Source organism: Syntrophaceae bacterium (assembly GCA_013177825.1).
Classification (GTDB): domain Bacteria; phylum Desulfobacterota; class Syntrophia; order Syntrophales; family PHBD01; genus PHBD01.
The window spans coordinates 24,453-39,431 of the sequence record JABLXX010000002.1 but is presented as its reverse complement, the minus strand read 5'-3'; the positions used below and the strand labels follow the sequence as shown (position 1 = coordinate 39,431).

12 protein-coding genes are annotated in these 14,979 nt (G+C 62.0%); 8 read left to right on the top strand and 4 right to left on the bottom strand.

The window, feature by feature from the left end:
* Positions 1-636: 636 nt before the first annotated feature.
* A complete protein-coding gene (locus tag HPY65_05190) occupies positions 637-1,110 on the bottom strand; it encodes a hypothetical protein (protein NPU83863.1) in 474 nt (157 codons plus the stop codon).
* 266 nt (positions 1,111-1,376) lie between these two features.
* On the opposite strand from HPY65_05190, the gene HPY65_05185 reads away from it, so the two are divergent.
* The 6 genes from HPY65_05185 (at position 1,377) to HPY65_05160 (ending at position 8,330) form a co-directional block, all read left to right on the top strand.
* Positions 1,377-2,057, top strand: a complete 681-nt coding sequence (locus HPY65_05185; GenBank protein ID NPU83862.1) for a response regulator transcription factor — start codon at positions 1,377-1,379, stop codon at positions 2,055-2,057.
* Between the two features lie 6 nt (positions 2,058-2,063).
* Positions 2,064-3,668, top strand: coding sequence for a HAMP domain-containing protein (locus tag HPY65_05180; protein ID NPU83861.1), 1,605 nt, complete (start codon positions 2,064-2,066; stop codon positions 3,666-3,668).
* Between the two features lie 109 nt (positions 3,669-3,777).
* Positions 3,778-4,911: a 4Fe-4S binding protein gene (locus tag HPY65_05175; GenBank protein ID NPU83860.1), complete on the top strand. Its 1,134-nt coding sequence runs from the start codon at positions 3,778-3,780 to the stop codon at positions 4,909-4,911.
* A gap of 10 nt (positions 4,912-4,921) precedes the next feature.
* Positions 4,922-6,856, top strand: coding sequence for a 4Fe-4S binding protein (locus HPY65_05170; protein NPU83859.1), 1,935 nt, complete (start codon positions 4,922-4,924; stop codon positions 6,854-6,856).
* A 2-nt stretch (positions 6,857-6,858) separates the two neighbouring features.
* Entirely contained in the window at positions 6,859-7,479 is a 621-nt protein-coding gene (locus HPY65_05165; protein NPU83858.1) for an indolepyruvate oxidoreductase subunit beta, read from the top strand.
* Between the two features lie 353 nt (positions 7,480-7,832).
* Entirely contained in the window at positions 7,833-8,330 is a 498-nt protein-coding gene (locus tag HPY65_05160) for a hypothetical protein (protein NPU83857.1), read from the top strand.
* A gap of 87 nt (positions 8,331-8,417) precedes the next feature.
* Here HPY65_05160 and HPY65_05155 read toward each other — a convergent pair whose 3' ends face one another.
* Positions 8,418-9,092 carry a GntR family transcriptional regulator gene (locus HPY65_05155; GenBank protein ID NPU83856.1) on the bottom strand — a complete coding sequence of 225 codons (675 nt, stop codon included), beginning with the start codon at positions 9,090-9,092 and terminating at the stop codon, positions 8,418-8,420.
* Between the two features lie 256 nt (positions 9,093-9,348).
* On the opposite strand from HPY65_05155, the gene HPY65_05150 reads away from it, so the two are divergent.
* Both HPY65_05150 and HPY65_05145 read left to right on the top strand, forming a co-directional pair.
* On the top strand, positions 9,349-11,352 hold the full coding sequence (locus HPY65_05150; GenBank protein ID NPU83855.1) for an aldehyde ferredoxin oxidoreductase family protein: 2,004 nt from the start codon (positions 9,349-9,351) through the stop codon (positions 11,350-11,352).
* Between the two features lie 97 nt (positions 11,353-11,449).
* Entirely contained in the window at positions 11,450-11,848 is a 399-nt protein-coding gene (locus HPY65_05145; protein NPU83854.1) for a hypothetical protein, read from the top strand.
* 201 nt (positions 11,849-12,049) lie between these two features.
* Here the strand turns inward: HPY65_05145 and HPY65_05140 are convergent, their stop codons facing one another.
* Complete coding sequence (locus HPY65_05140; GenBank protein ID NPU83853.1) at positions 12,050-13,303, bottom strand: thiolase family protein; 1,254 nt, start codon at positions 13,301-13,303, stop codon at positions 12,050-12,052.
* Between the two features lie 67 nt (positions 13,304-13,370).
* Positions 13,371-14,954 carry an AMP-binding protein gene (locus HPY65_05135; GenBank protein NPU83852.1) on the bottom strand — a complete coding sequence of 528 codons (1,584 nt, stop codon included), beginning with the start codon at positions 14,952-14,954 and terminating at the stop codon, positions 13,371-13,373.
* Positions 14,955-14,979 lie beyond the last annotated feature (25 nt).

Below are 14,979 nucleotides of genomic sequence, written 5' to 3'. Positions count from 1 at the left end.
ATCCGGCACCGGATGCCGTTCGGATCGGAATTGTCCGCTAGAATCACGCTGTACTCGTTTCTGCCGGGGCGCGTGATTTCCATATCACCCCGCGATACGTCCCGGAACCGATCGGGCCCGCCGGAGGGATCCATCCGCCCTTCGCCGTCTCCTTCCAGGGCGGGCGGGCGTTCGGCCCCCGGCTCCTTCCCGCGGTTCGGAAGCGGAAATCGAATCCCGTAGGCCTCGTTCCGGCCGCCCGTCTCATCGAGCCATACCGTCAGGCCGACGGTCATAACCTGCCGCTGGATGGCCTTGTTCCGCGTAGAAAGGCGCAGGTACAGCATCCTGTCATCGTTCAGAAGCCCGATCGTGACCTCTTCCCCCGGTAGCCAGTGAAGCGCCCGATTCCATTCCAGCCATTCGTCTTCCGCGCCACCGGCGACCGGTCGATCATGCCACGCACTGTGCAGCTCTTTCATGACGCATCCGATGAAAACCGCCGAAAACAGCAGCACGGCAACGGTGGCCAGAAAGGGCATCCGCATGTTTTTCATCGCCTCTCCTTCCCTTGCCTGTTCCGATGTTCGGCCTGCCCCGGACGCGGCATGCGCAGGCGGGCATCCGGCCGGTATTATGGCCCCCATTCCCCGATCCTCAATCCATGAACCCCATGCGTCCGAAGCCCCTTTCACTCCAAGGCGGCGGGAAGGGGCACATGTCTTCCCATTCCCCGGGAATGGCCTCCGGCTCCTCTTCGCAGCAGGCCGACGGATGCGGGGCTTCGGCCAGTTCCGCGTCCTCCGGCGGATCAGGGATCAGCACGAGCCGGCCGTTTTCATCCCTCCGGCAGACACCCGTGATCGTCTCCCCCCACAGGGCCGTGAAGCCGGAGATGCTTCCGGATTCCGTACCCTTGCAGGCCTGATAAGCCTCCGGTGGAGGCCCGGCCGTGAAGTCGCAGGGCATTCCATCGTCCGCCTCATCGGGACAGGGGCCGTTCTCCCCGGCGAGACAGTCCGGTTCCCGCAGACCGGGGGTCTGCCCCCAGGCAATCTCGAACACGAACAGCAGAACCAGCGCGAGAATCACACCTACCAACGCGGCATCCTTCATGATTTCCTTTTTCATGGTACGTCCTCCGGCTTTTTCCGACCTCACCCGCACCTCGCAGGTCGTGTCGTTTCATACGCCCGCCGGATGACGAATTGCCGGGGGAAATCATGAAAAGAATGTCATGGCTGGAGGTTGCGGAAAGCGGACGGGAAGGAATCGTCCCCGGGTGCGGTCGGACAGGCGCCAGGCGGCGCCCCCCTGCTGCGATGGGACAGAAAAGGTTACGGTTTTTTAATCTCATGACCCGTTGCAATAAATCCGATTATGGGTACAGTAGCGCCATGCGGGTGCTTTTCGTCGAGGACGACAGGAAGATCATCTCCTTTGTGAAAAAGGGACTCAAGGAACAGGGCTTCGTCGTCGACGTCTGCGAAGACGGCGATGAAGGCTTTACCATGGCCACCGGGCAGGCCTACGACGTCATCCTGCTGGATATCATGCTCCCGGGACGCGACGGCCTGACGATCCTGCGGCAGCTCCGGGAAATGAAGAACACCGTCCCGGTGATCCTCCTGACGGCGCGGTCGGCGCTGAACGAGCGGGTCGAAGGCCTGAACCTGGGGGCGGACGACTACCTCAGCAAGCCGTTCTACATCGAAGAACTGTTCGCGCGAATCCATGCCGTCACCCGGAGGGGAACGGGCCAGCAGCTCAGCCTGCTCCAGGACGGGGACCTGGTCGTCAACCTGATCACGCGGGAGGTCATGACGGACAAGGGGATCGTCGAGCTGACGGCCCGTGAATTCAACCTGCTGTCGCTGCTGATGCGCTCTCCGGGACGCGTATATACCCGGATGCAGATCCTGGAACACGTCTGGGGCTATTTTTTCGACCCGCAGACCAATGTGGTGGACGTCTATATCCGCCGGCTTCGCAGCAAGATGGATGGGGCCCCCGACCGACAGCGCATCGAAACCGTCCGGGGGGTCGGATACCGGTTCAACAGGATCGGCGGGGAGTAGACGAGATTGTTTCGCATCAGGATCATCCTGCTTTCCATTCTGATCTCGGGTTCCGTTCTCATCGCCTTCGGCCTGTATTTTCTCAACGTGATCCATGACGTAAGCCTTGACCGGATCGATTTGGAGATCCGTTCGCTGGGACAGCGTCCCTTCCATGCCTGGCGGCTCGCGAGGCGCTGGGAGGAGATGGACCGGTCGCTCCAGTTCATCTACGGCGAAAAACGCTGGAAAGACATCATCGTTCAGGTCAGGACCGGAAAGAACGAGGTCCTGTACCGATCCCCCCACTGGCCCGAAGGGATTTCGGAGGACTCCTTCCCCGAATATGACCGAAGGATGGAAACACCGCCGCCCCTTCCCGCCCATTTCCCGGAAAGCAGGCAGCGCCTTGAACATTCCGGCCGCAATGCCGGCGCGGTCGATCCGGCGGGACAGGAACCCCCGGACGATCGCACGGGAACCGCGATGCCTCCCCCCTCCGGTATCCTGCCGGGCAGGCCGCCGGGTCCTTCTCACGCGGACATCATCCCCGACAGGCCGCCTCCCGGTCCACCCGTCCCGATCCGCGCAAAGCAGCCTTTCTTCAAGACCCTGAAGGCCGACGGGAAGACATGGCGGATCGGGATCATGGGCAATCCGTTCATCACGATCCTGATCGGCATGGACATGGCGGGGTTCCATTCGGAGGCCGCCCGCTTCAGGAAGACATTCTTCATCGCATTGCCGATTGCGCTGCTCCTGCTCGCCGCGGGAGGATGGCTCATCACCAGAAGGGCGCTCGGACCCGTCGCGGACATCACCCGGACGGCGGAATCCATCACGGCGCAGGGCCTGGACCGGAGGATTCCTCCGTCAACCGGAGCCCGGGACGAATTTTCCCGGCTGGTGGACGTGATCAACGACATGCTGGACCGGCTCGAAAACAGCTTCAAGCAGGCGGTGCGCTTCAGCGCCGACGCCGCCCATGAGCTGAAGACGCCGCTGACGATCCTCCAGGGGATGCTCGACGACGCCGTGCAGCACGCGCCCGACGGCTCGGATGAACAGCGCTCCTACGGCACGCTCATCGAAGAGGTGCAGAGGCTGAAGGCGATCGTTCAGAAGCTTCTGATCCTCGCCCACGCCGATGCGGGGCAGCTGGCCCTGAACCTGGAGCCCCTCGATATCAGCACCGTCATCGAGTCGGCCATCGAGGACGTCGGCGCCATCGCGCCCGGCCTGCGCCTGGAGCCGGAAATCGCTCCGCACGTTATGGTACAGGCCGATCCGGATCTCTTCCGGCAGGTGATCCAGAACCTCACCTCCAATGCCGTCAAGTTCAACACGGAAGGCGGCCTGATCCGGTTCCGGCTGGAGGAGCGCGTGGACCGGGTGCTCTTCACGATCTCCAACTCCGGCGCCCCGATCCCGGAGGCCGACCATGAAAAGATCTTCCACCGCTTCTACCGGGTCGACAAGTCGCGCAGCCGCACCGTCCCCGGGTCCGGCCTCGGCCTGAGCCTCGCCCGGGAAATCATCCACGCCCACGGGGGATCCCTCCGCCTCGACGCCGATTCCGGCGAACTGATCACCTTCATCCTCTCCCTGCCCAGGAAGCTCCCGCAAACCTGAGCGGACTCCCGAAAATCGAACTTTGTGCGTTGTTCCCGCTCCACCGAGTGTGATAACGGATGATCCGTCGACACATCAGGGAACGCACAAATCAGGGAGGGCTGCATCAATGCCGCGCGAAATCGGAGGACAGAAGGAGCTCCAGGAACAGGTCCAGGACGCCGGGCTCTGCACGGGATGCGGGGCCTGCGTCAACCTCTGCCCTTATCAGACCTTTTACCGCGACCGGACGATCGTCCTGAATCCATGCGACATCCAGGCGGGCCGCTGCTATGCCTTCTGTCCCCGGACGCCGGTGGATCTCGACCGGATGCGCCGGCTCCTCTCCCCGGAAGCCGACCTCACCCGGGAAATCGGACCCGTCCGATCCTTCCACATCGTCCGCGCCGCCGACGCCGGCCTCCGCCGACAGGCCCAGCACGGCGGGACGGTCTCGGCGCTGATGTCGCTGGCCCTCACGGAAGGCCTGATCGACGTCGCCGTCGTCGCCGAGGGCCGGGAGCGGTTCCTCCATTCCGGCACCACCGTCCAAGAACCCGCGGAGGTCTGGAAGCGGGGGAAGAGCAAGTTCATCGTCTCCCCGACGGTGGCCGAATTCAACCGGACGGCCGCCGGCAAAAGCGAAAAGATCGGCGTCGTCGCCACGCCCTGCCAGGCCTTCGCCCTGGCCAAAATGCGCCTCAAGCCGAAACTGGACAGCGGCGCAAACCCGATCGACAAGCTGAAGCTGACCATCGGCCTTTTCTGCGGCTTCACCCTTTCCTGGTCGAAGCTGACGGGCCTCCTGGAAGGAAGCGTCGGCCTCGACCGGGTGCGGGGGATGGAGATTCCCCCGGGGGAAGGCGTCCTCGAGGTCTATCTCGACGACGGCAAGCGGACGTTTCCGATAGAGGAAATCCGGGACTGCATCCGGGAGTCCTGCCGATACTGTGTCGATACAACCGCCGAATTCTCCGATCTTTCCGTCGGCTCGGCGCGCCTGGGCGGAAGCTGGGAGGAGACGCGGTCCTGGAATCAGGTCATCGTCCGGTCCAACGCCGGCGCGGCGCTCCTGGACCTGGCGAAAGCAAGGGGGGTCCTCGAATTTCACGACGTCCCCGCCGGGAGCCTGGAGATGCTGAAAGAGGCCGCACAGGCCAAGAAGAAGGAAGCGCTGAAAAACCTGGCGGAGAAAAGCGGCCGCGCCGGCGACCTGCTCTACCTCGACGCGCAGGATCGCATGCTGGCCGCGCTCCGGTCATAGGGGGATCGACATGACGGCATTGCTCCATACGGGAGAAGGAAGCAGCCATCTCATGATGGGAAACGAGGCCATCGCCCGGGGCGCCCTGGAAGCGGGGATGGCTGTGGCGGCGGGCTATCCCGGGACTCCGTCCTCGGAAATCCTGGAGAATCTGGCCCGGGTCGCCGAAGAGCGAAACCTGTACGTGGAGTGGTCCACCAACGAAAAGGTGGCCCTGGAGGTCGCCGCCGCCGCATCCTTCGCCGGCCTTCGAAGCCTCTGCGTCATGAAGCAAAACGGCGTGAACGTGGCCTCCGACTTTCTGCTCCACCTCGCCGGCTCCGGCACCCGGGGCGGGATGATCCTGGTCACCTGCGACGACCCGGGCGCCCTGTCCAGCGTGAACGAAGGGGAGTCGCGGCACTTCGCCCGCATGATCGAGATCCCCCTCCTGGAACCGGGAGACTTTCAGGAAGCCAAGGACATGACTCGCTGGGCCTTCGATCTCTCGGAGGACCTCGGGACCCTGGTCATGCTGCGCAGCGTCACCCGGATGTCCCACGCCAGCGGCAACGTCCGCCTGGGAGCCCTTTCGGACCGGACGGCCTGCGCCGCGTTCCGGTGCGACGGGGCCATGCTGGATCCGCTCGAGGGCCCGGTCCTGAGCATGCCCGTCGCCTACAGGCACGGCCTCCAGCAGGAGAGGATCCGGAAAGCCCGGGACCTTTTCGAGACAAGTCCCTTCAACACGTACGAAGGGCCGGAACGGCCGGAGGTCCTCATCATCACGAGCAGCGCCTGCACCCTCTACAGTCGCGAGGCCGTCCATGCGCTGGGCCTCCGCGACCGGGTCGCAATCCTGAAACTGGGAACGACCTGGCCCCTGCCGCCCAACCTGCTGAAGAAGTACCTTGTACGGTCGGACAGGATCCTGATCGTGGAGGAGGTGCTGCCCTTCCTGGAGGAGAACGTCAAGGTCATCGCCGCCGAAGAAGCAAAGGAAATCGGGATCAAGACCTTCTACGGGAAGAACGACGGGACGATCCCCATGCGGGGCGAGCTTTCGCCGGACCTGGTGACCGGTGCGCTTTGCCGGATCCTGGGCATCCCCTCCCCTGCCGTCGACCCGGAGTACGAGAAGAAAGCGCAGGCGGCGGCATTGGCCAATGCGCCCCAGCGGGGTCTCGCCTTCTGCCCCGGCTGCCCTCACCGGGCCTCCTACTGGAGCATCCGCACGGCCCTGAAGCTGGACGACCGCGGGGGGTTCGTCTGCGGCGACATCGGCTGCTACACCCTGGACGTTTTTCCCGGCGGCGCGGGCACGCTCAAGACCCTCCATTCCATGGGCTCCGGAACGGGCGTGGCCAGCGGCTTCGGAAAACTCGGCCCCTTCGGCATGGACAGGCCGGTGCTGTCGGTGTGCGGGGACTCCACCTTCTTCCACGCCGCCATGCCCGCCCTGGTCAACGCCGTTCACCACCAGTCCGACATCACCATGATCATCCTCAACAACAGCGGGACGGCCATGACGGGATTCCAGTCACACCCGGGCCTCTGCGTCAACGCCATGGGCCGGGAGGCGCCGGACGTGGACATCGCGAAAATCTGCACCGCCATCGGCGCCAGGGTCGAGATCTGCGATCCTTTCGATTTTGCCGAAACCCGGAAAACGCTCAACCGGCTGATGGAGGAAAAAGAGGGGGTCAAAGTCCTGATCCTGAAGCAGATATGCGCCCTCTCCCCGGAGAAGAGAGGGATCCGCAAATTCAACGTCCGGGTGGACGAAACCCTCTGCATCGGAGAAGACTGCGGCTGCAACCGCCTGTGCACCCGCATTTTCCGCTGCCCCGCCCTGGTGTGGGACAAGGAGAACCGTCGGGCCCGCGTGGACGAAGTCCTCTGCGCGGGCTGCGGCGTCTGCACGCAGGTCTGCCCCCGCTCGGCCATCACCAAGGAGGTGGCGTAACCATGGGAACTCCGCAACTGCCCAGGGATCCTTACAATATCATCATCACCGGCGTCGGCGGCCAGGGAAACGTCATGGCCTCGCGCGTCCTTTCAGGCATGCTGGTGAACAGGGGCCTGACGGTGACGATCGGTGAGACCTTCGGCGCCTCCCAGCGGGGCGGCTCCGTGATGAGCCATATCCGCGTCTCCGTGCAGGGAACGTGGAGCCCCCAGATCCCGAAGGGAAAAGCCGACGTCGTGGTCGCCCTGGAGCCGGCGGAGGCTGTCCGCGTACTGGCGGCCTACGGGCATCCCGGCGTGATCGTCCTCTCGAACACCCGGCCGGTCTATCCGGTGGGCGTCATCACCGGGGAACTGAACTACCCTTCCCTGGATGAGATCCGGACGTCCCTGGAGGGGCTCTCGGCGCGCCTGTGGCTGATCGACGCCACCGATGCGGCCGTCCGGCTGGGGAATCCCATTCTTGCGAATATTGTCATGATCGGTGCCCTGGCGGGCCTCGGCGATCTCGACCTGACCCCGGAGGATTTCAGGGCGGTCATGGAGCAGACCCTTTCGGGAGACAAGCTGGACGCCAACCTGAAGGCGTTTGCCTCGGGAACGGACGCAACGAGGGCATAGACGCACAGCCCGCCTCGACGACAAACGCAATGTGCACCTCTTCGGGGTTGCGTAAAAGAGGTCTTTTCCCCTATAAAGAAGGCGAGACTTCATTATTACCCTTTGCATTCTCAATAGCGGTGGTCTCCGGCCTCCTCAGCAGATCACGTCACCCTGTCCATCTCGTCCTGAATCGGCTGTTGACCCATTTAGCGATCGAACTCCGCGGCCTGGCTGCTCCCTGGATCATCGCTCCTGAAGCTCGCACGGAAAAAGGCCTTTGCCTTGGGAATATCCATCCTCATGGAAGGATGCCTTGGACGGTCCCGTTCCTCTTCCCCCGGAGGATCGGGACGGAGAAAGGAGGTTAAATCATGGGATTTCTTGACAGGCTTTTCGGGCAAAAAGACTGGGAAACGTATGTCAGCGGGAAACATGGCTTCCAGGTTTCCTATCCGAAGGAATGGTCCGTCCGGGAAAGGGAAGACGGCATCGATATCCATCCGCCCGACTTCCATATGGCCATGGAACCAGAACTGGGCGTCGAGATTCCGACCCCCGGCGTCCATATCGCCGTTCGGGATGCTTCAGGAAGAGACGGCGGAGAGGCGAAAGACGTTCTCCGCGCGAGGAGCAACATCTATGAAGATTACAGGGTGCTCAACCACATCGGCAACGACGTGCCGAAGGCCGAAAGCGCCGTCGTCTACGAGTTCGCATTCACCAGCCGTGGAACCGCATTGCACGCATGTTCCGTCATCGCCAGGAAGGGAAGCCGGATCTTCGACATAAAAGCATGCGAGAACGCAGGCACGTTCGAGGCTGTTCAAAAAACATTCCGGCAGATCGTCAAGGGCTTCAAGGTCGAGTGATTTTTGGGAAGCGGAGCGAAGGGGGTGATTCATCGGTTACAGGACGCCTTTGCGTTCCGAGCGCCCCACCGTCTGCCTTTCCATCGTTCAGACCGGTTCGGTGCCCGACTCACCGCCCATGACCTTCAGGGCGATCTCTTTTTCATACTTTGCATATTCCCGGATTTTCCGGACGGCCTCGTCCGCGTTGCCTTCTTCGGCCGTCTCCAGGATCTTCAGCAATTCCCTGTAACTGTCTGCGAGCTCCTTTTTCCGGAAAATCAGCGCCTCGTATTCGACCCACCGCTTGACCTGCCAGAGCTCCGTAATCGTGTGCTCCAGGAGGGAATCCCCGGCAATGCGAAGCAGGATCGAGATGATATCGAACATGGCCTCGCCGTATCCAAGACCGTCCTCCGTATTCGCGCAGGCCTTGATTCTTTCGATTCCCCCGAGAATTTCTTCCTTGTCGGCGGGAGTCATCCTGACGATGACCTTGCGGATCATCAGACCGTAAAGCTCCGCCAGGATGTCGTAGAGGGATTCGATGTAGTCGCTGTTGATCTGGGTGACGACGGTCCCCCGGCGCGGCTCGATCGCCACGAGCTTCTTCTTTTCCAGGATCCGGAAGGCCTCGCGGACCGTTCCCTGGCTGACCCCAAGCTCGCCGGCGATCCTGGTCTCGATCAGGCGCTCTCCCGGGAGAAACTCCTTGCGGATAATCCGTCCGCTGATGATTTCGGCCGCCTTCTGGGATAAATTTTCCGCTTTGATCTTGTACATGTACGCCTTACCCTCCCATCTTCCGGTACCGGCACGGTGCACTGAGGGGAATACCCCTTGACAGGATTATTTATTATTGATAATCGATAAGCGTTACCTAGCAGGCAATCCGTCGTCTGTCAAGAAGATGCTTTTGCAACGTGCAGGAATATAAGATCCCGGCGCTCTCCTGCAAGAAAAACGACGGATTCCGGCCGCCCCGGGGAGCTGGATCCCGGCCCGGGAACAGCCGTAATGTACAGACTGGAGGTCATCGATGGCAAGCAAATATAAGGGTTACATGGGCAGGATTCTGGATATCGACCTTTCCTCGGGAAAGATCGGCAGCTACGACCTGTCCGACCGGGACAGGGAGCGCTTCGTCGGCGGCCGGTTCATCTCCACAAAGATCCTCTGGGACGAGCTGAAGCCGGGCGTGGATCCCCTGTCTCCCGACAATATCCTGATCGTCATGACATCCCCCCTGACCGGGACGGGGGCGCCGTCCACCAGCCGGTACGACATCTCCGCCAAGAGCCCCCAGACCGGGACCATCGGCCATTCCAACAGCGGCGGTCATTTCGGGATCCACCTGAAGCGGGCGGGGTGGGACGGCATCATCGTCCGCGGCAGGGCCGAGAGCCCGGTCTATCTCGACATCGACGAAGACAGGGTGACGATCCAGGACGCATCGCATCTCTGGGGAATGGACACGGAAGAGACCAAGGAGAAGATGGGCGATCGGAGGGCCGGCAAGATGGTCATCGGTCCCGCCGGAGAAAATCTTGTCAAGTACGCCATCGTCATCTCCCAGGACCGCAGTCACGGCCGCTCGGGCATGGGCGCCGTCATGGGGTCGAAGAACCTCAAGGGAATCGTCGCCAGGGGGAACCGGAAGATCGAGCTCCATGACCCGGAGGCGTTCAAGGCGCTCATCAAGCAGTGGATCGACATGCTGAAGGGACATCCGGCGACGGGGGATTTCGCCCCCCGCTACGGAACTTCAGGCTTCCTGAAATCGATCTCCGATCACAACGCCCTCCCGACGAAGAACTTTTCCTCCGGGACCTTCAAGGATGCCCATATGCTCACGGGCCAGACGCTGGCGGAGACCCGGCTCGTGAAAAACGCCGGCTGCCAGTCGTGTCCGATCCGCTGCGCCCGGGTGGTCAATCTCGACGGCCGCGAGATCAAGGGGCCGGAGTACGAGGTCCTGTGCCTGCTGGGATCCAACCTGCTCATCAACGACATGGACGCCATCATCCGCTGGAACTATGAGCTGGACCTCCTCGGTCTCGACACGATCTCTTCAGGCACGGTCCTGGGATTCGCCGCGGAGCTGAACGAGAAGGGCCTGTGGAGGAACGGGATCGAGTTCGGGAAAAAGGACAACATTTCCCGGATCCTGCGGGATATCGCCTACCGAGAGGGCATCGGGAATGATCTGGCGGAAGGCGTCCGGTACCTGTCGCAGAAATACGGGGGGGAAGACTTCGCCCCCCACTCCAAGGGCATGGAGATGGCCGCCTACGAGCCCCGGGGCGCCGTGGGCCACGGTCTCGGCTATGCGACGGCGAACCGCGGCGCCTGCCATCTGGACGGCGGCTACATGATCTATTTCGAGGCCACCGGCCCCGCCATCCTCAATCCCTACGACTACCGCTCCAAGCCCGGATACACCATCCTCGATCAGAACCTCCTGGCATCCATCAGCGCCGGGGGTAACTGCCTGTTCACGAGCTGGACGATCCTTCCCGCCTTTCTCTTCAAGATTGCGAATTCCAGGGTCGTGAGCTGGCTGGTTACGCAGATCCTGACCTATTCCTGGGCCGCCATCGAGTTCACCCTGAAACTGCCTCCGTCCCTCATGCGCTACCACCTCCCCATGCTTCCCCACACGAAGGCCCTGGAACTGGCCACGGGCATGGAAATGGACTTCGGACGGTTCATCCGGATGGGGGAACGGGGCTTCACCATGGAGCGGCTCTACAACATCCGCGAGGGGTTCACCGCAAAGGACGACCGGCTGGCCAGGCGGTTCACCCACGAGGAGCAGATCCCCGGGAAGAAGAAGACCGTGGTCCCCCTGGCGAAGATGCTGCCCAGGTACTATCGTCTCCGGGGATGGGATGAAAACGGCATTCCGACTCCCCGGACGATCGAGAAGCTCGACCTGGATTTCATGAAAGCCCCCGGCAGGGAGCGCCGGGAGCGGGCCGAAGGGGAAACCGGCGGATTTCCGGTCGCGGACATCCATGCAGGTGGGAAGGCGAAAGCATAGGATCGTCATGCCGATGGAAACATCGACGCCTTTTCTGCGGCCGTAAAAGGGATCTCCGGACTTGCCGGGAGAAAATGTTCAAGGAGAAGAAATCGCCGTGAAGAGATTCGTTTTTGCAACCGGGTTGATGAACGTTCTGGGAGGAATCCTCTTTGCCGTGCCGGATGCCCTCCTGCTGGTCGGCATCGAGGCGCCGGCAAACAGGTTCTGGCTCCTGCTGCCGGCTCTGTTCCTCGCTTTTCTCGGGGTCATCCTGATCTTCTCTTCCAGGGACCTGGCGAACCGCGCGACGATCGTGTTCTGGGACGGATTCTCGCGCGTCACGGCCTTCTTCGTTTTCCTGTGGTTCGGCCTGTGCGCCGGCATGGGCAACATGGTGGCGCTCCTGGGGATTGTCGATCTGGCCGTTGCCCTCGTTTATTTCGTCGGTCTCCCGCGCGCCCTTGACCGGGGCTTTCTGAGCATTCTCCTGGACAGGCACGGTACGGCCGGATAACGGCGGACGTACGCGCTCGGATCATAAAAAACCGCCCCGGTTTTGTCCCGGGGCGGTTCGATTTCGAATGTTTTTGACAGGATCAAGGGCAGGACGAACCCGATCGGCCTTTTGCCCGACCGGGTTGACAGCGATACACCCCTTGCAAGCGGGCACGGAAGCGGTCGCCTGTTACCCGGCGGATCATGCCCTCTTTCTTTTTCAGCGATCCTTCTCCAGGATGAAGACGGAGCAGGCGGCCTCTTCCGTCCCGATCACACCGCCGCCGTTTTCCTGCAGGGCCAGCTTTGCGTCTTTTACCTGGCGGGGACCCGCCTCCCGGCGCAGCTGTGTCGCCAGCTCATAGAGCATGGAGATGCCCGTGGCGCCGACGGGATGCCCCTTGGAAACGAGGCCTCCGCTTGTATTCACGGGCGTTGTGCCTTCCAGCGTGGTTCCGCCGGACTCGACGAAACGGCCCCCTTCCCCGATCGGGCAGAATCCCATCATCTCGGACTGAAGAATGATGCTGAACGACGTGGCATCGTGGACTTCGGCCACATCGATATCGGAAGCGCCGATGCCGGCCATGGCATAGGCCTTGTCCGCGGCAACCTTGCTCAGGCTGGGTTCATCGAGCCCCTTGTACTTCCCGCCCGTCATGACGCTCGCCCGGATCTTGACGGCCCGGTCCCGGACCGCCGGGGGAAGGCCTTTCAGATAATCACCGGAGCACAGGACCGCCGCCGCCGCCCCGTCCCCGATGGGAGAGCACATGGAACGCGTCAGGGGATAGGTCACGATCCGGTCCTGGAGAACCTGATCCACGTCCAGCGAAAACTTGTACTGGGCCTTCGGGTTCTTGGCCCCGTAGTCGTGGGTAAAAGCCGCTGCGCAGGCGATCTGGCGCTGGGTCGTGCCGTACTTCCACATGTGATACAGGGCCTGCATCCCATACGTATCCATGAAGAGGCTGCGGTTGCCCCCGGTCTTGAACTCCCGGCCGACCAGCGCGCCGATCTGCCGATAGACGTCGATCGTCTCTTCGGTTGTAAAATTGTCGATGCCCGCCTCGAAAATCTTGAACATGGTCGTCGGGTCGTCGGGAATGAAAAGCTTCTCGACCCCCAAAGCCAGGATGACATCGTTCTGACCGCTCAGGATATCCTTCCAGGCGCAATGGGCCGCCATGGACCCCGTGGCGCACGCCCCTTCCACGTTGATGATCGGCACCCGTTCGGGAAAGAGCTTCTCCCTTACCAGGGGTACAAAGCAGATCTGCCCCCGGATGCTGGACTGGCCGAACAGGTGCATGGCGCAGTTGCCGAAATAGCCGAACTGGATCTCGTTTCCGTCGGACATCCCGGCGTCATTGATCGCACCGAGATAGGCCTCCCGGACCAGGTCCCGGAACGAACGGTCCGGATACTTTTTGAATTCCGTCGAATACGCCCCGATGATATAGACGTCCCTCATTTATTCCTCCTTTGAAGGTTGATTTCCATATGCCTGCCTGGCGTCCGGTCCTGCTCGAAAGCCGGTGTCACACGCGCCGCTCGGAGCCGGCCCAGTAACGTTCCCGCATCTTTTTCTTGTCGATCTTGCCCAGATTCGTCAGGGGGATCGCATCCCAGAATTCGACGCTTTTGGGGGTGACGAGGCTTCCCTTTTTGTCCTTCACGAAGCGGATCAGCTCCTCTTCCGAGGCTGCCTTTCCCTCGTGAAGAACAACGACCGCCTTGACCAGCTCACCCCACTTCTCATGCGGCACACCGATGACGGCGGCGCTCTTCACCGCCGGGTGTTCATGAAGCACGTCCTCGATCTCCCGGGGGAAGATGTTGAAGCCGCCACTGACGATCATGTCCTTGGAACGATCGACGATATAGAGATACCCCTCCTCGTCGAACTTGCCCACGTCTCCGGTCCACAGCCAGCCGTCCCGGATCGTCTCCGCCGTTTCTTCGGGCTTCTTGAGATAGCCCGTCATCATGTTGATCGTCCGGCAGACGATGTCGCCCGATTCTCCCAGAGGCACTTCCCTGCCGTCCTCCCCGATGATGCGCACGTCCGCCGTCATCACCGGCCGGCCGCAGGACTTGTAGACCCGCATGCGCTTCTCCGGGTCGGCGATGACGTGTTCCTGCCGGGACAGGCAGCTGATCATCATGGGCGTCTCCGTCTGTCCGAAGAGCTGGGTGAAGATCGGCCCCAGGGTGTCCACCGCCTGGGCGAGGCGCGCCGGGGCGATGGCGGACGCCCCGTAAATGATGTTGCGCAGGCTGCCCAGGTCGTATTGCTTGAGGTCCGGGGTATCCAGCAGGACATAGATCATCGTCGGTACGATGAAGGTTGACGTGACCTTCACCTTTTGCACTCGCTCCAGAAACAGTTTCGGGTCGAAATGGTCCTGGATCTCACAGGTCCCCCGCTTCAGCAGGACCGGCAGGATCAGACAGCCCCCCGCGTGGGTCAACGGCGTCGCGAAGGCGAACACCTCATCCCAGTCCAGTCCGAGGTGCAACATCTCGCTGATGAAGGTTCCCACCCAAGTGTTCTGGGAGAGCATCACCCCCTTGGGGAGACCCGTCGTTCCGCCGGTGTAGAAGATACCCACCAGGTCCTCGCAATCCAGGTCGACCTTCGGCACCTCCGGCGGACTGTTGTCGATGAGCCCCTGCAGGTGCTCGTGGCCCGGAGCCACCGAAGCCCCGTCCCCGGCCACGCAGATGCAGTGCCTGACCGTCTCCAGGGAGGGAATCATCTCCTTGACGCGCCCGGCCATCTTCTCATGATAGATCAGCGCTTTGCATTCGGACTGATTCATCATGTAGACGTGATCCTTGGAATTGAGAAGCACGGCCAGCGGAACGCGGACCAGCCCGAGCTTTCCCAGGGCATACTCGCAGAAGATGTATTCGGGGCAGTTCGCCATGAGGAACGCCACCCGGTCGCCCTTCTTCAGTCCCAGTTTGTTCAGGGCATGGGCCAGCGAATAGGCCTTCTTCTGCATCTCGTCGTAGGTGTACCGTTCGTCGTTGAAGAGAATGGCGGTGTTCTGCCGAAAAGCCGCAACCGACCGGTCGTACAGATCCGCACAGGTAATGCCGTGAAACATCGTTGCCATGACTGTCCTCCCTATCTGCAAATTA

Bases quoted from the DNA above. Each gene is read 5' to 3' on its own strand.
- HPY65_05185 (NPU83862.1), top strand. From the start codon at position 1,377: ATGCGGGTGCTTTTCGTCGAGGACGACAGGAAGATCATCTCCTTTGTG.
- HPY65_05160 (NPU83857.1), top strand. From the start codon at position 7,833: ATGGGATTTCTTGACAGGCTTTTCGGGCAAAAAGACTGGGAAACGTAT.
- HPY65_05175 (NPU83860.1), top strand. From the start codon at position 3,778: ATGCCGCGCGAAATCGGAGGACAGAAGGAGCTCCAGGAACAGGTCCAG.
- HPY65_05135 (NPU83852.1), bottom strand. From the start codon at position 14,954: ATGGCAACGATGTTTCACGGCATTACCTGTGCGGATCTGTACGACCGG.
- HPY65_05155 (NPU83856.1), bottom strand. From the start codon at position 9,092: ATGTACAAGATCAAAGCGGAAAATTTATCCCAGAAGGCGGCCGAAATC.
- HPY65_05170 (NPU83859.1), top strand. From the start codon at position 4,922: ATGACGGCATTGCTCCATACGGGAGAAGGAAGCAGCCATCTCATGATG.
- HPY65_05140 (NPU83853.1), bottom strand. From the start codon at position 13,303: ATGAGGGACGTCTATATCATCGGGGCGTATTCGACGGAATTCAAAAAG.
- HPY65_05190 (NPU83863.1), bottom strand. From the start codon at position 1,110: ATGAAAAAGGAAATCATGAAGGATGCCGCGTTGGTAGGTGTGATTCTC.
- HPY65_05150 (NPU83855.1), top strand. From the start codon at position 9,349: ATGGCAAGCAAATATAAGGGTTACATGGGCAGGATTCTGGATATCGAC.
- HPY65_05165 (NPU83858.1), top strand. From the start codon at position 6,859: ATGGGAACTCCGCAACTGCCCAGGGATCCTTACAATATCATCATCACC.